Here is a 14,351-nt window from a genome sequence, read left to right on the forward strand (position 1 = left end):
GCCGCACCGGGTCACCCGTGAGACGATGGCCACTCGCCGTTCGTCATACGTCCGTACTGATACGTAACTTACGGAACCGTAGGTACGATGCGCCCATGACTGCGTCCGTCCCCGACGCGCCCAGGGACCTGCCGGCCGACGGCCGCGGGCCCGTCGCGCTCTCCCTCCCGCATCCGGTCAAGCCGAAGCTGCGCGGTTGGCTGCACCTCGGCATGTTCCCCGCCGTCCTGGTCGCCGGACTGGTGCTCACCGCGCTCGCCGAGACGTCCGAGGCCCGCATAGCCTGCGGTGTCTACGTCCTCACCGCCTGCCTGCTGTTCGGCGTCAGCGCGCTCTACCACCGGGGCGACTGGAGTCCGCGCATGGACGGCGTCCTGCGCCGCCTCGACCACGCCAACATCTTCCTGATCATCGCGGGCACCTACACCCCGCTCACGATGCTGCTGCTGCCCGGCGCCAAGGGCGAGTGGCTGCTGTGGGGCATCTGGGCGGCCGCCGCGGCCGGCATCGTCTTCCGCGTCTTCTGGGTCGGCGCCCCGCGCTGGCTCTACACCCCCTGCTACCTCGCCATGGGCTGGGCGGCCGTCTTCTACCTGCCCGAGTTCATGCGGGCCGGCGGCATCGCCGTCCTGGTCCTGGTGATCGTCGGCGGCCTGCTCTACAGCGCGGGCGGCGTGATCTACGGCCTCAAGCGTCCCAACCCGTCACCGCGCTGGTTCGGCTTCCACGAGGTGTTCCACTCCTTCACGCTGGCCGCCTTCATCGCGCACTACGTGGGGATCTCGCTGGTCGCGTACTAGCCGCCACCGGGTCTCGCGCCGCGTCGTCGCACCGCATCCGCCGCCGCGATCCGTCGCCGCGCCGCATCCGTCGCCGCACGGTCGCCCGGCGGTCGCACGGTCGCCCGGCCGCCGCCTCGTGGCCGACAATGGCCGTATGGCCGCCGCGCGTTCCGCCCTCTCCCCCGCCGACGTCCCGCGGCCGGGGCTGCGGGAACGGAAGAAGACCAAGACCCGTGAGGCGATCCGCGCCGCGACCTACGGACTGATCCGTGAGCAGGGGTACGCGGCCACGACGGTCGAGCAGATAGCCGAGCGCGCCGAGGTGTCGCCGTCGACCGTGCTGCGCTACTTCCCGGCCAAGGAGGACATCGTCCTCACGGACGAGTACGACCCGCTCATGGCCGCGGAACTGGCCGCCCGGCCCGCGGGCGAGCCGTGGTCGGCCTCCCTGCGGCACGTCCTGCGCAAGGCGCTCGACCTCGGTGCCGGCGAGGAGGCCGAGCTGACCCGGCTGCGGACGCGACTGCTGGCCGAGGTGCCCGCGGTGCGCTCGCGCATGCTGGAGAACATGTCGGCCACCGGCCGGGTGCTCGCCCGCGCCATCGCCGAGCGCACCGGCCTCGACCCGGCCGGCCTCGAAGTCAGGATCGTGTCGATGTCCCTGGTCGGCGGTCTGATGGAGGTCTCGCGGTACTGGGCCGAGCACGACCACGAGGAAAGCCTGGCCGAGCTGGTCGACCGCGCCCTGGACACCCTGGAGAACGGGTTGCCCGCCCTCCGGGAAGGTGCCCGAAAAGACTGAGGCCCGGACCCCGCCCCGTGGCATCCTGACCGGGTGAACGGTCCCGAGATCCACGTCGAGTTCGCCCCCGAGCTGCACCTGTTCGTCCCGCGCGCCCGCCCCACCGGCACCGCCCGCACGGCCACCGACGGCGTCTCCACCCTCGGCCACCTCGTCGAGTCCCTCGGCGTGCCGCTGACCGAGGTGGGCACCCTGCTCGTCGACGGCCGCGAGGTGCCGCCCGGCCACGTCCCGGCGGGCGGTGAGTCGGTGCGCGTACGGCCCGTCCGGCACCCCCAGCGGGTCCCGGGCGCTCCGCTGCGGTTCCTGCTCGACGTGCACCTCGGCACCCTCGCCCGCCGGCTGCGGCTGCTCGGCGTGGACACGGCGTACGAGTCGACGGACCTCGGCGACCCGGCGCTCGCCGCGCTGTCCGCGGCCGAGAAGCGGGTCCTGCTCAGCCGCGACCGCGGCCTGCTGCGCCGCCGCGAGCTGTGGGCCGGCGCCTACGTCTACAGCACCCGCCCCGAGGAGCAGCTCCAGGAGGTCCTGGACCGGTTCCGGCCCGCACTCAGCCCCTGGACGCGGTGCACCGCCTGCAACGGACTGCTCAGGACGGCCACCAAGGAAGAGGTGGCGGAGCAGCTCGAGGGCGGCACCCGGCGCTCGTACGACGTCTTCGCCCAGTGCACCGCCTGCGGCCGCGCCTACTGGCGGGGCGCGCACCACGAGCAGTTGGAGGCGATCGTGGAGCGCGCCGTGAGCAGGAGTACTCAGGACGGTTGAGCACTTCGGCCGATCACCGGCGGCCGGGCCGCACGGTGTGATGGTCGGCATGACCACCGCCTCCCGGCTTCCCTCCGCGCAGCTCACCCACGCGCGGCTCTCCGCCCGCGCCCTGACCACCGGCGCCGTGGCCGGACTCGTCCTGCTCCTGCCGACCGTCGTCCTCGCGTGGCTCGTCGTGCTCGCCTCCGAGCGCGGCGGCCGCTGCCTGACCTACGGCGAGCAGTGCTCGGGCGTTCCCGGCGGGGCGCTGTGGGCGTGCTTCTGGGCCTCGGCCGCCCTGGGCGCGGTGGCCCTGGCCTGGCCCCGCACCCGGTGGGCGCCCGCCAGGTGCGCGGCCGTGGTCCTGCAATGGGGCACGCAGCTCACGCTGGCCGCGCTGATCCTCGCCGGCGCCTGACGCCCCCGGTGGGCCCGGCGCGCCGTCTCAGCCAGCCGGGGCGGCGCCCAGTGCGGTGCGCAGGCGGTCCGGGTCGGTGGTGGGCGCGTCGCAGGTGAAGTTCCGGCAGACGTACGCGGCCGGCGCCCCGCCCACCAGCGGCCGGTCGGCGAGCAGCGGGAACTCGTCGCTCCCCTCGGTGCCGAAGGCGACCACCGCTCCCGGCGCGGTACCGAGCAGCGCCGTACGGTGCAGCCCGCGCGCCGCGCCGTCGGCCGGCTCCGGCGCGACCACGGCGACTTCGCGGGGGCCGTCGAGCAGCGCCTCGGCGGCCGCCAGTCCCCAGCCGATGAAGCGCGGGACGCGCGGGCCGAGCGCCTTCACCACGCCGAGGGCGCGTTCGGCGGCGGTGCGGTGGGGTGCGGAGCCGGTGTGGGCGGCGTACGACAGCAGGGCGCCCGCGGCGGCGCTCCAGCCGGACGGGGTGGCGTTGTCGGTGGGGTCCTGCGGGCGGCGGATCAGCTGCTCGGCGTCGGCCGCGGTGTCGTACAGCGAGCCGGACTCGTCCGTGAAGCGGACGAGGACGTGGTCGAGCAGGAAGCCCGCGAAGTCCAGCCAGACGCCCTCGCCGGTGACCGACGCCAGTGCGAGGAAGCCCTCGGCCACGTCGGCGTAGTCCTCCAGCACCCCGGCGTTGGCACCGGCCCGGCCGTCCTTGCTGGTGCGGGTGAGCCGGACCTGCTCGTCCAGGTGCAGGCGGACCAGCAGGTCGGCGGCGGCGACGGCGGCCTCGACCAGGTCGGGTCGTTCGAAGTAGGCGCCGGTCTCGGCGAGCGCGGCGATCGCCAGGCCGTTCCAGGCGGCGACCACCTTGTCGTCCCGGCCCGGGGCGGGACGGCCGTCCCGCGCGGCGAGCAGCCGCTCCCGCACCGACGCGATCCGCGCGGCGTCGAAGACACCTTCCTGCTGCGGCAGTTGCAGCACGGAGGCGCCGTGCTCGAAGGTGCCCTCCTGGGTCACGCCGAAGTACTGCGCGGCCAGCTCCGCGTCCTCGGCGCCGAGGACCTCGGTGAGCTGGGCGGGCGTCCACACGTAATAGGCGCCCTCGACGTGCTTCCCGGTCCCGTCGTCGCTGTCGGCGTCCAGCGCGGAGGCGAACCCGCCCTCGGCGGTGCGCAGTTCCCGCACCATGAAGTCGGCGGTCTCCAGAGCGACCCGGCGGGCCAGGTCCGACCCGGTGGCCCGCCACAGGTGGGCGTACCCGCGGCACAGCAGCGCGTTGTCGTACAGCATCTTCTCGAAGTGCGGCACGACCCACTCGCGGTCCACGGAGTAGCGGGCGAAGCCGCCGCCCAGCTGGTCGTAGATCCCGCCGCGGGCCATCCGCTCGCAGGTGTCGGCCGCCATCTGGAGGGCGCCCTCGGCGCCGGTGCGGGCGTGGTGGCGCAGCAGGAACTCGATGACCATGGACGGCGGGAACTTCGGCGCCCCGCCGAACCCGCCGCGCTGCGCGTCGTACTCCCGGGTGAGTCCGAGCAGCGCCTGCCCGAGCTGCTCCTCGCCCGGTGCCTGGGCGTCGCCGTAGGAGATCTCCCGCCCGGCGAGGTCCCGGACGATCTTCCCGGCGACCTCGCCGACCTCGTCGCGCCGTTCGGCCCAGGCCTGCTGGACGCCCTGGAGCACCTGCCGGAAGGAGGGCATGCCGTGCCGGGGCTCGGGCGGGAAGTAGGTGCCGAAGTAGAAGGGCTCCGCGTCCGGAGTGAGGAACACGGTCATGGGCCAGCCGCCCTGCCCGGTCGCCGCCTGCACGGCCTCCATGTAGACGGCGTCGATGTCGGGGCGCTCCTCGCGGTCGACCTTGACGCTCACGAAGTGCGAGTTGAGGTACTCGGCGGTGGGCCCGTCCTCGAACGACTCGTGCGCCATGACGTGGCACCAGTGGCACGCGCTGTAGCCGACGCTCAGCAGCACGGGGACACCGCGCCGCCGGGCTTCTTCGAACGCCTCGGCCTCCCACGGCCACCAGTCGACCGGGTTCTCCGCGTGCTGGAGGAGGTAGGGGGACGTCGCCTGCGCAAGTCGGTTGGGCATGCCTCCATCCTTGCGCACGCGCCGCTGCCCCGCCCATACGCCACGGGTGGAGGGGCGCACGGACGGGGCAGGACGTACGGACGGGCAGGACGCCCGGACGGGGCAGCCGGAGCCTCGGGGAGGCCTGTGCTCAGTAGTCGACGCGGTCGGTCTTGGCGATCCAGGCGTCGAACGGCTGGGTGCGGTGGGGCAGGTCGAGGTGTTCCACGGTCATGGGCCAGTTCGCCTGCGGCCGCTTCTCGAACAGGTCGTAGAACTTGCGGTCGTCGAAGCCGGCCACGGCGGCGTCGTGGCGGTCGGCGGAGAAGACGAGGCGGTCCACGCGGGCCCACAGGGCCGAGGAGAGGCACATCGGGCAGGGCTCGCAGGACGTGACGAGGGTGCAGCCCTCCAGGCTGAACGTGTCGAGTGCCTTGCAGGCGGCGCGGATGGCGCTGACCTCGGCGTGTGCGGTGGGGTCGAGGCCCGCGGTCACCTGGTTGCTGCCGAGGGCGACGATCTCGCCGCCCTTGGCGATCAGGGCGCCGAAGGGGCCGCCGCCGTCGCGGACGCTGGTGGTGGCGAGCTCGATGGCCTTGTCCATCCAGGCGCGCTCGAACTCGCGGATGCCGGTCTCGAGGGTGTCGGTGGTCATGCGTGCTCCTTCTTGGGCGGGCAGCGTGCGGGAGTACGGCGTGCGGGCCTGTGCGCTTCACGGGGAGGATGCGTAGGAGCAGTACACAGCTCGCCGACGAGACCCGGCCAGGGGCCGAAAACATGAACTACGGACTGGCCGCGACCGCTGCTTCGTAGATTCCTACGAGGGCCGGACACGGGCCGGACTTTGGGCCGGACAAGGGACCGGACGAGTGCCCGACATGGACCGGACGAGGGCCCGACTGGACCGGACAAGGCCCGCACTCCCGCCCCGGCGGGGGTCAGTCCCCGTCGGCCTCGAAGGTCCGCAGCAGGTCCGCCGCGACGCTCACCGCGATGGTCGCGGGCTCCTTGCCGGTGATGTCGGCCAGCCCGATCGGGGTCTTGATCCGGTCGATGACGGAGTCGTCGTGGCCGCCCTCGGTGGCCAGGCGTTTGCGGAAACGCGCCCACTTGGCCGCCGATCCGATCAGCCCGATGGACCCGAGGTGGCCGGTGCGCAGCGCGGCGTCGCACAGGGCGGCGTCCTCGGCGTGGTCGTGGGTCATGATCAGGACGTGGGTGCCGGGCGGCAGCTCGGCCAGCACCTCCTCCGGCAGCAGCGGCGTGTGGTGCGTGTGCACCTGCGCCACCGCATCCCCCAGCACGCCGAGGCGCTCCTCGGTGAGCATGTCGGCGCGGCTGTCGATCAGGTGGAGGTCGAGGTCCTGACGGGCCAGAACGCGCGCCAGCTCCAGTCCGACGTGCCCGACGCCGAAGACCGCCACCGCCCGGACCACCGGCAGCGGTTCGAGCAGGACCGCGACGGTGCCGCCGCAGCACTGCACGCCGTGCCGGTTGGTCACCTTGTCGTTCAGCGCGAAGTCGAGCAGCTCCGGTTCCGGCTCGGCCGCCGCGATCATCTCCCGGGCCCGGTCGATGGCGACGGCCTCGACGTTGCCGCCGCCGATCGAGCCCCAGGTCCCGCTCCGCCCCACGACGAGTTTCGCCCCGGCGTCGCGCGGGGCGTGCCCGCGCACGGTCGCGACGGTCACCAGCACGCCGGGCTCCCGGCGTGCCCGCAACCGCGCGACCGCGGCGATCCAGGTCATGTCAGGCACCGCTCAGCGCTTCCACGCCGGTGCGGGCCGCGCCGCCGACGGCCGCTGTGTCGCGGACGCGGTCCTCCCCGGCGGTGCCGCCCTGCCGGGCCGACTCGATCGCCCAGTACACCGCCTCCGGGGTGGCGGGCGAGGCCAGCTCGACGGCCGTCCCCTTGGGCCCGAACGCGGCGGCCGCCTGCCGCAGCGCCTCGCGCACCGAGAACGCCAGCATCAGCGGGGGCTCGCCCACCGCCTTGGACCCGAACACCGCGCCTTCCTCGGTGGCGTTCTCCAGGAGGGTGACGTTGAACTCCTCGGGCATCTCCGAGAAGCTCGGCAGCTTGTAGGTGCTGGCGGCCTGGGTCAGCAGGCGGCCGCGGTTCGGGCCGTCGCCGGTGTCCCAGCGCAGGTCCTCCAGGGTCAGCCAGCCCGCGCCCTGCACGAACCCGCCCTCGACCTGGCCGATGTCGATCAGCGGGGACAGGCTGTCGCCGACGTCGTGCACGATGTCCACCCGGCGGATGCGGTACGCGCCGGTGAAGCCGTCCACCTCCACCTCGGTCGCGGCGGCGCCGATGGCGAAGTACTTGAACGGCGCCCCCCGGAACGTCTGGGCGTCCCAGTGCAGCCCCTCGGTCCGGTAGTAGCCGGCCGCGGAGAGCTGGACCCGCTGGAAGTACGCGGTGCGGACGAGGTCGTCCCAGGCCAGCTCCTCGTCACTGCCCAGGGTGCGCGCGACGCCCTCGACGATGCGCACGTCCGACGCGTTCGAGCCGAGCTGCGAGGCGGCCACCCGCAGCAGCCGTTCGCGCAGCTGCTCGCAGGCGTTCTTCACCGCGCCGCCGTTCAGGTCCGCTCCGGAACTGGCGGCGGTGGCGGAGGTGTTGGGCACCTTGTCGGTCCGGGTCGGGGCGAGGCGCACCTTGTGCAGCGGGATGCCCAGCGTGGTCGCGGCCACCTGGAGCATCTTGGTGTGCAGGCCCTGGCCCATCTCGGTGCCGCCGTGGTTGATCAGGACGGAGCCGTCCTTGTAGATCAGCACCAGCGCGCCGCCCTGGTTGAAGGCGGTGAGGTTGAACGAGATGCCGAACTTGACGCCGGTGACCGCGAGGGCCCGCTTGGTGTGCGGGTGCGCGGCGTTGAAGGCGGCGATCTCGCGCTCGCGGTCGGCGATGTGGCCGTTGTCCTGGACCTGCTGCCAGACGGCGGCGATCCGCTCGGGCTGGGTGACCGGCTGCCCGTACGGGGTGGTCTGGCCCTGGCCCGGCCGGTAGAAGTTGCGCTGGCGCAGCTCCTTGGCGTCCAGGCCGAGCCGCGGCGCGCAGCGCCCCAGGATGTCCTCGATCACCAGCATGCCCTGCGGTCCGCCGAAGCCGCGGAAGGCGGTGTTGGAGACCGTGTTGGTCTTCGCGATGCGCCCGGCGACACGGGCGTGCGGGATCCAGTAGGTGTTGTCGATGTGGCACAGCGCGCGGGCGAGCACCGGCTCGGACAGGTCCAGGCTCCAGCCGCCGTCCGCGGTCAGCGTGGCGTCGAGGGCCTGGATGCGGCCCTCGGTGTCGAAGCCGATCCTCCACGTGGCGTGGAACCCGTGCCGCTTGCCGGACATGGTGAGGTCCTGGGTGCGGCTGAGCCGGAACCGCACCGGGCGGCCGGTCAGCTTGGCCCCGAGCGCGGCGATTGCCGCGAACCCGTGCGGCTGCATCTCCTTGCCGCCGAAGCCGCCGCCCATCCGCAGGCACTGCACGGTCACCTCGTGGGCGGGCACCCCGAGCACGTGCGAGACGATCTCCTGGGTCTCGGACGGGTGCTGGGTGCTGCTCTGGATGAACACCTGCCCGTTCTCGTCGACCTGGGCCAGCGCCGCGTGCGTCTCCAGGTAGAAGTGCTCCTGGCCGGAGAACTGGAACTCCCCGGTGAACACGTGTGCCGAGTCGGCGAAGCCCGCGTCCACGTCGCCGTGCGTCATGACGGGCCGGGCGCCGTGGTAGCTGTCCGCCGCGACGGCGTCCTGGAGCGTGATCACGGAGGGCAGCTCGTCGAGGTCCACCTCGACGGCCGCCGCGCCGATCCTGGCCGCCTCCAGCGTCTCGCCGAGCACCCAGGCGACCGCGTGGCCGTGGAACATGACCTCGTCGGGGAAGAGCGGTTCGTCGTGCTTCATACCGGCGTCGTTGACGCCGGGCACGTCGGCGCCGGTCAGCACCCGCACCACGCCGGGCACCGCGAGGGCGGGCCCGGTGCGCAGGGCGGTGATCTTCCCGCGGGCCTTCATCACCTGGACGGGGTAGGCGTGCAGCACGTCCTTGGTGCGCTGGACCAGGTCGTCGGTGTACAGCGCGGCACCGGTGACGTGCTGGACGGCACTCTCGTGCGGCATCGAGACGCCGACGACGGGCTTCTCGGGACGCTCGGACAGATGGCTCATGACGGCACCGCCTCGGTGGTCTGTGCGTACAGCTTCAGCAGGCTCTGGCCGAGCATCGCGGCCCGGTAGCGGGCGCTGGCGCGGTGGTCGCTCATCGGCGTGCCCTCGCCCCGCAGCACCTCGGCCGCGGCCTCGGCGGTGCCGGTGGTCCACGGCAGGCCCTCCAGGGCGGCCTCGGTGGCGAGCGCGCGGACCGGGGTGGCGGCCACGCCGCCGAGTCCGATGCGCGCCTTGCGGACGGTGCCGTCCTCGACGTCGAGCGCGAAGGCGACCGCCACGCTGGAGATGTCGTCGAAGCGCCGCTTGGCGATCTTGTGGAAGGCCGTGACCGGCGACAGCGGCAGCGGAACGCGCACGGCGCGGATCAGCTCACCGGGACGGCGCACGCTCTGCCGGTAGCCGGTGAAGTAGTCGGCCAGCGGGACCTCGCGCTCCCCGTCGGCGTCGGCGAGCACCAGCGACGCCTCCAGCGCGAGCAGTACGGGCGGGCTGTCGCCGATGGGCGAGCCGGTGCCCAGGTTGCCGCCGAGGGTCGCGCCGTTGCGGATCAGCCGGGACGCGAACTGCGGGAACAGCTGCGCCAGCAGCGGCACGGTGCCGTCGAGGCGGCGTTCGATCTCGGTGAGGGTCAGCGCCGCCCCGATCTCGACGTGGTCGGACTCGACCCGCAGGTCCCGCAGTTCGGGCAGCCGGTCGACGGCGACCACGCAATCGGCCCTGCGGGAGCGGATGTTGACCTCGACGCCCCAGTCGGTGCTGCCCGCGACCACCACCGCGTCGGGCCGCTCGCGCAGCAGCCGCAGCGTCTCGGCCAGGGTGCTCCTGCGCAGGAAGGCGCTGTCGTCCTGGCGGTACTCGGTGGCGACCGGCGCGGGCGGGTCCTGCTCGCGGCGCCGGGCCAGCGGGTCCTCGTCTGCGGGCGTGCCGACGGCGAACGCGGCGTCGCGGATCGGCCGGTAGCCGGTGCAGCGGCACAGGTTGCCGCTGAGCGCGTGCAGGTCGAAGCCGTTCGGACCGTGCTCGGCGTCGCCGCTGTCGCCGTCGTCGGCGCCGGCGGTCGCGTCCGGGCCCCGGTCCGCGTGCGCGCAGCGGTCGGGCCGGTAGTACTCGGCCGCCATGCTGCATACGAACCCCGGCGTGCAGTAGCCGCACTGGGAGCCGCCGCGGACCGCCATCTCCTCCTGCACCGGGTGCAGGACGGGCGGCGTGCCGGGCGCCTCGACGGTGGCGAGGCCCTCGGAGGTGACGACCTCCTGCCCGTCGAGCGCCGCGACCGGCACCAGGCACGCGTTGACCGGCACCCAGTCGGTGGGCTTGTTCACCCCCGGGCGGGCCACCAGGACCGAGCAGGCGCCGCACTCGCCCTCCGCGCAGCCCTCCTTGGTGCCGGTGAGGCCGCGCTCGCGCAGGAAGTCGAGCACCGTGGTGTGGGGTGCGGCGGGGGCGATCGGTGCTTCTTTTCCGTTGACGGTGATTCGTGCCGTCACCATGACAGACCTTCATTTCGACGCGGGGCGGGCCGATTCGGGGCAGGTCGATTCATCATGTTCGCCAATTTCGGGCAGCCTTCTGTGTTCGGACGCGCCGCGTGAGAATCAGCGAGCGCGGAACGGCACGCGACAGGGGCATGCCGTGACGGGGAGAAAGTGCGGGAAAACCCGGAATGTGCCGCGCGAGAGCACGGCGGAACGGCGTGTCAGCAGCCGTGCGCGACCCGACCCGAAACCCACACCGTGCGGCGGGCGAGGCGGCTCAGGTCAGAGTTCGTGTACATCTGCCGGTCGCCTCCTGTCGGTAGTCATGGGTCTGCTTCCTTCGAAAATTAGTGGGTGGGGTCACCGGGGGTCAAGAGCGGAATGCGTCGTTTTCCGCGGCCGGTGCGAACCACCCCTCCCCAGGGTCTCCTCGCCGCCGCACACTTGACCCACGCATAACCGGGGAAGGACCCGGGGATGGGCCGGGAGGGCCCCTGGGACACCTGGGGACACCGGGGCGCCCGGGGCGACCCGGCAGGACACCGATGCCGCCGGAGGGGGCGCGACATGCGGGACAGTCATCGGGCGGAGGCCGAAGGGCTGCTCAGGCGAGCCGTGGAGGAGGAGGTACGGCGTTCGGGCGGACGCACGGACGGGAACGTTCTGCTCTCCCGGGCCCGCGCGGCGCTGGACGCCATGGCGGGGACGGCCGGCGAGGAGTACACGGCCTACACCCACGCCCTCGACGAGGCCGCGGCCGGGCAGCTCACCTTCCGCCAGCGCTACGCCCGTGAGGGCGCCGGCACTCCGCTGCTGGTGGCCGCCGTGGCGGCGGTCGCCGCGGTGGTGGCCGACGTCGCGCTCGGCACCGGCACCGGTACCGCGGTGGGCGCGGGAGTGACGGTCGGGGTCGTCGCCGCGGCGGCGACCGTGGTCAAGGTGGTCGGGGCCCATGTGCCGGCCGCCCACCACCGCGCCGGGGCGGTCAGCCAGCCCGGCGGGCCCGAGCAGCTGCGGCTCCAGTGGCTCACCGCGCTGGAGGTGCGCGGCATCCGGCCCTTCCTCGACCAGCAGCGGATGCTCGCCGCGTCCACCGGCCCGGCCAAGACCGGGCCGAAGCTGCGGGGTGCCGACAAGAGCGCGGCCGCCCGGGGACGCAGCGCGCTGGAGCAGTCGTTCGGGCAACTGCCCGAACCGGAGGGCGTGTTCGCGGGCCGGCGGCAGGAGATGGCGCGGCTGCGGCAGTGGGTGCAGGCGGCCCGCGCGAGTACGGAGACCAAGCCGACGGTGGTGGTGCTGCACGGGGCACCCGGCAGCGGCCGTACGACGCTGGCGGTCCGGGCCGTCCATGAGCTGCGGGACTACTTCCGCGGGGCCTGCCTGGTCGATCTGCGCGGCGCCGGGTCCGGGACGGTCGCCTCGGGGACAAGCGGCTCCAGGGCCGGCGCCACCGGGACGGGCGCCACCGGGCCAGGCGCCACCGGGGCGGGCGGCTCCGCGTCAGGCGCCTCGGCGTCGGGCGCCTCGGCGGAGGGCGGGGAGTCGCCGCTGAGCACCCGGGACGCCCTGCTGCACCTGCTGAACCGGCTCGGGGCGCCGCGCGAGCAGCTGCTGTTCCGGGAGCGCTCCTCCGCGGACCACCAGGTCAAGCGGCTCAGCGAGCTGTACCACCAGCATCTGACGGGCGTCCCGGTCACCGTCGTCCTGGACGACGCCTCGGACCCCGAGCAGGTGTGCTCGCTGGTGCCGGAGCGCTCGGACAGCCTGGTGCTGGTCACCGCGCGGGAGCCACTGCGACTCCCGCCCGACCTGCCCGCGCGGGTGTACGACCTGCCCGTGGAGGCGCTGGACGCGGCGGGCGCGGAGGAGCTGCTGGGCGCCGCGGCCGAGGCCGACTCGGGGCCCTACGACGCCGAGTCGAGCGAGCTGATCCGGCAGCTGTGCGGCGGGCTGCCGCTGGCGCTGCGGGTCGCCGGGTCGTCGCTGGGCCCGCGCTCACCGCGCGCGCTGGCGACCGACCTGGGCGCCTACGGGCCGGTGGAGCCGATCGAGCGGGCGCTGTGGCTGCGCTACACCGACCAGCCGGAGCCGGCCCGGCGGCTGCTGCGCCGGCTGGCACTGGCGGGGCGCACCTCGCTGGGCGCCGCGGCCGCCGCCGCGCTGCTGGCCACGGACGAGGCGGAGGCGACCCGGCAGCTGACGGCGCTGTCGCGGGCGGGGCTGATCGACCATGTCCGGGGCAGCCGCTACCGCCTGCACGACGTGGTGCGCGCCTTCGCCCGCGCCCGGCTCGCCGACGAGGAGGAGCCCGCCGACCGGACGGCCGCGCAGGAACGGCTCATCGCCAACTACGCCGAGCTGGCCGACTCCGTGCTGCGCCTGGTCGACGGGAACATGTCGACCCGCTCCAACCAGTTCGGGCAGTACGGCTTCACATCCGTGGACGAGGCGCTGCGCTGGCTGGACGACGAGTCGAGCTTCATCACGGCGGCGCTCAGGCACGCGGAGGGCGTCGACCAGGGCGCGGTGCTGAACCTGCTCGGCGCGCTGTGCGACTACTGCCTGCTGCGGGGCGACCTGTACCGGCTGGGTGAGATCAGCGAGCTGGCGCAGTCCGTGGACCAGGGACTGCTGGTGCGCTCGGTGCAGTGGCGCACCGGCATCGCGGCCCGGCAGCTGGGCGACCTGGACAAGGCGCGTACGACGCTGGCCTCCGTGGTCGACCTGTACCGGGACGCCCACCACGACGCCGGTGCCGCGCGGGCCCTGTGTTCGCTGGGGATCACGCTGCACCACCAGGGGAACCTGACCGACGCGGCGGCCAAGCTCCAGGAGGCGCTGGACCTCCAGGCCGTGCCGGAGCTGGCCACGGACCGGGCCTGGACGCTGCACGCGCTGGCGGCGGTGCAGCGGGACCGGGCCCGGCTGGCCGAGGCCCTGGAGCTGCTCACCGAGTCGCTGGTGCTGCACCGCGCGGGCGAGTCGGTGCACGGCCAGGCGTGGGCCCACTTCCAGCTCGGCCAGCTGCACCTGCGGATGGGCGACGTGCCGGGCGCGGAGTCGGATCTGCGGGTCGCCCTGGACCTGTACGGCCGCACCCAGGACGCCCGCGGCGAGGCCTGGGCGCTGACCCAGTTGGCGCGGGCCCGGCTGGTGGACGGGGACGTGCCCGCGGCGGTGGAGGGGCTGCGACGGGCGGAGACCCGGCACCGGGAGAACGCGGACGCGCGCGGCAAGGCGTGGAGCATCTACTACCTGGGCCAGGCACTGGAGGAGACGGGCGCCCTGGACCAGTCGGTGCGCGCGCTGGAACGCTCCCGCACGATGTTCTCCCGGATGCGGGACGTGTACGGCCTGGCCTGCGCCCGGCACCACTCGGCGCGGGTCACCCGGGACCAGCGCGCCGCCCAGACCGGTTCCCTGCGCAACTCGGGCTTCGCCCGGCAGCTCCTGGTCGACGCGCGCGCCGACTTCCAGCGCATCGGCGTCGGGCACGGCGAGGCCTGGACGTGCCTGGAGCTGGCGGTGGTGGACGCGGGCAACGCGCGCACCCCGCAGGCGCTGGCCCTGTGCGACGAGGCCGCCGCCCTCTTCGCCGGGTACGGCGACCGGCGGGGCGAGGACTGGGCCCGCTTCCTGCGCTGCACGCTGCTGCCGTACGCCGCCCCCGGCGGGGTGGAGATCGGCACGGCGGTCGCCCAGGAGGAGCTGACCCAGTTGTCCCGCGCCCGCCATCCCGCCCGTGACACCAAGCTGGACGACTACGTGGACGCCTACCAGCTCCTCCTGGAACGGGGCGTACAGCTGGAGGCGGGCTGGCAGGCGTGGCGCCTGGGCATGGTCCCGGGCCGCCAGGCGAGGGAGGTGATGGGCGTGGCGGTCACGGCCTGAGGCCGGGGCCGCCCGCCCTC

General features: G+C 73.9%; 10 protein-coding genes. 5 read left to right on the plus strand and 5 right to left on the minus strand.

Annotated features, from left to right (window positions below):
- Positions 1-95 precede the first annotated feature (95 nt).
- From B9W62_RS14155 to B9W62_RS14170, 4 genes are all read left to right on the plus strand, one after another.
- Entirely contained in the window at positions 96-800 is a 705-nt protein-coding gene (locus B9W62_RS14155) for a PAQR family membrane homeostasis protein TrhA (protein ID WP_087807530.1), read from the plus strand.
- A gap of 136 nt (positions 801-936) precedes the next feature.
- Positions 937-1,584 (plus strand): acyl-CoA-like ligand-binding transcription factor, encoded by a 648-nt coding sequence (locus B9W62_RS14160; RefSeq protein ID WP_087807531.1) that lies wholly within the window; start codon positions 937-939, stop codon positions 1,582-1,584.
- Positions 1,585-1,617: 33 nt separating this feature from the next.
- Positions 1,618-2,349 carry a Mut7-C RNAse domain-containing protein gene (locus tag B9W62_RS14165; protein WP_087807532.1) on the plus strand — a complete coding sequence of 244 codons (732 nt, stop codon included), beginning with the start codon at positions 1,618-1,620 and terminating at the stop codon, positions 2,347-2,349.
- Positions 2,350-2,398: 49 nt separating this feature from the next.
- A complete protein-coding gene (locus B9W62_RS14170) occupies positions 2,399-2,749 on the plus strand; it encodes a hypothetical protein (protein WP_143665462.1) in 351 nt (116 codons plus the stop codon).
- Positions 2,750-2,776: 27 nt separating this feature from the next.
- On the opposite strand, the gene B9W62_RS14175 is transcribed toward B9W62_RS14170, so the two are convergent.
- The 5 genes from B9W62_RS14175 to B9W62_RS14195 form a co-directional block, all read right to left on the minus strand.
- Positions 2,777-4,819, minus strand: a complete 2,043-nt coding sequence (locus B9W62_RS14175; protein ID WP_179235485.1) for a thioredoxin domain-containing protein — start codon at positions 4,817-4,819, stop codon at positions 2,777-2,779.
- 130 nt (positions 4,820-4,949) lie between these two features.
- A complete protein-coding gene (locus B9W62_RS14180) occupies positions 4,950-5,453 on the minus strand; it encodes a nucleoside deaminase (protein ID WP_087807535.1) in 504 nt (167 codons plus the stop codon).
- A gap of 283 nt (positions 5,454-5,736) precedes the next feature.
- Positions 5,737-6,546 carry a xanthine dehydrogenase accessory protein XdhC gene (gene xdhC / locus B9W62_RS14185; protein ID WP_087807536.1) on the minus strand — a complete coding sequence of 270 codons (810 nt, stop codon included), beginning with the start codon at positions 6,544-6,546 and terminating at the stop codon, positions 5,737-5,739.
- A 1-nt stretch (position 6,547) separates the two neighbouring features.
- The gene (gene xdhB / locus B9W62_RS14190; RefSeq protein ID WP_087807537.1) at positions 6,548-8,965 is read right to left on the minus strand and encodes a xanthine dehydrogenase molybdopterin binding subunit; all 2,418 of its coding nucleotides are present in this window, start codon (positions 8,963-8,965) and stop codon (positions 6,548-6,550) included.
- Positions 8,962-10,455, minus strand: a complete 1,494-nt coding sequence (locus B9W62_RS14195; protein WP_087807538.1) for a xanthine dehydrogenase small subunit — start codon at positions 10,453-10,455, stop codon at positions 8,962-8,964. Before B9W62_RS14195 ends, xdhB begins: the two co-directional genes overlap by 4 nt.
- 552 nt (positions 10,456-11,007) lie before the next feature.
- On the opposite strand from B9W62_RS14195, the gene B9W62_RS14200 reads away from it, so the two are divergent.
- Positions 11,008-14,331, plus strand: a complete 3,324-nt coding sequence (locus B9W62_RS14200; protein ID WP_179235486.1) for a tetratricopeptide repeat protein — start codon at positions 11,008-11,010, stop codon at positions 14,329-14,331.
- Positions 14,332-14,351 lie beyond the last annotated feature (20 nt).

The sequence above is a fragment of the Streptomyces sp. CS113 genome (assembly GCF_002188365.1).
GTDB classification, from domain to species: domain Bacteria; phylum Actinomycetota; class Actinomycetes; order Streptomycetales; family Streptomycetaceae; genus Streptomyces; species Streptomyces tendae.

Excerpts from the sequence above, each read along its gene's own strand:
- B9W62_RS14180 (WP_087807535.1), bottom strand. The coding sequence starts at position 5,453 with ATGACCACCGACACCCTCGAGACCGGCATCCGCGAGTTCGAGCGCGCC.
- xdhC (WP_087807536.1), bottom strand. The coding sequence starts at position 6,546 with ATGACCTGGATCGCCGCGGTCGCGCGGTTGCGGGCACGCCGGGAGCCC.
- B9W62_RS14175 (WP_179235485.1), bottom strand. The coding sequence starts at position 4,819 with ATGCCCAACCGACTTGCGCAGGCGACGTCCCCCTACCTCCTCCAGCAC.
- xdhB (WP_087807537.1), bottom strand. The coding sequence starts at position 8,965 with ATGAGCCATCTGTCCGAGCGTCCCGAGAAGCCCGTCGTCGGCGTCTCG.
- B9W62_RS14170 (WP_143665462.1), top strand. The coding sequence starts at position 2,399 with ATGACCACCGCCTCCCGGCTTCCCTCCGCGCAGCTCACCCACGCGCGG.
- B9W62_RS14195 (WP_087807538.1), bottom strand. The coding sequence starts at position 10,455 with ATGGTGACGGCACGAATCACCGTCAACGGAAAAGAAGCACCGATCGCC.
- B9W62_RS14155 (WP_087807530.1), top strand. The coding sequence starts at position 96 with ATGACTGCGTCCGTCCCCGACGCGCCCAGGGACCTGCCGGCCGACGGC.
- B9W62_RS14200 (WP_179235486.1), top strand. The coding sequence starts at position 11,008 with ATGCGGGACAGTCATCGGGCGGAGGCCGAAGGGCTGCTCAGGCGAGCC.
- B9W62_RS14160 (WP_087807531.1), top strand. The coding sequence starts at position 937 with ATGGCCGCCGCGCGTTCCGCCCTCTCCCCCGCCGACGTCCCGCGGCCG.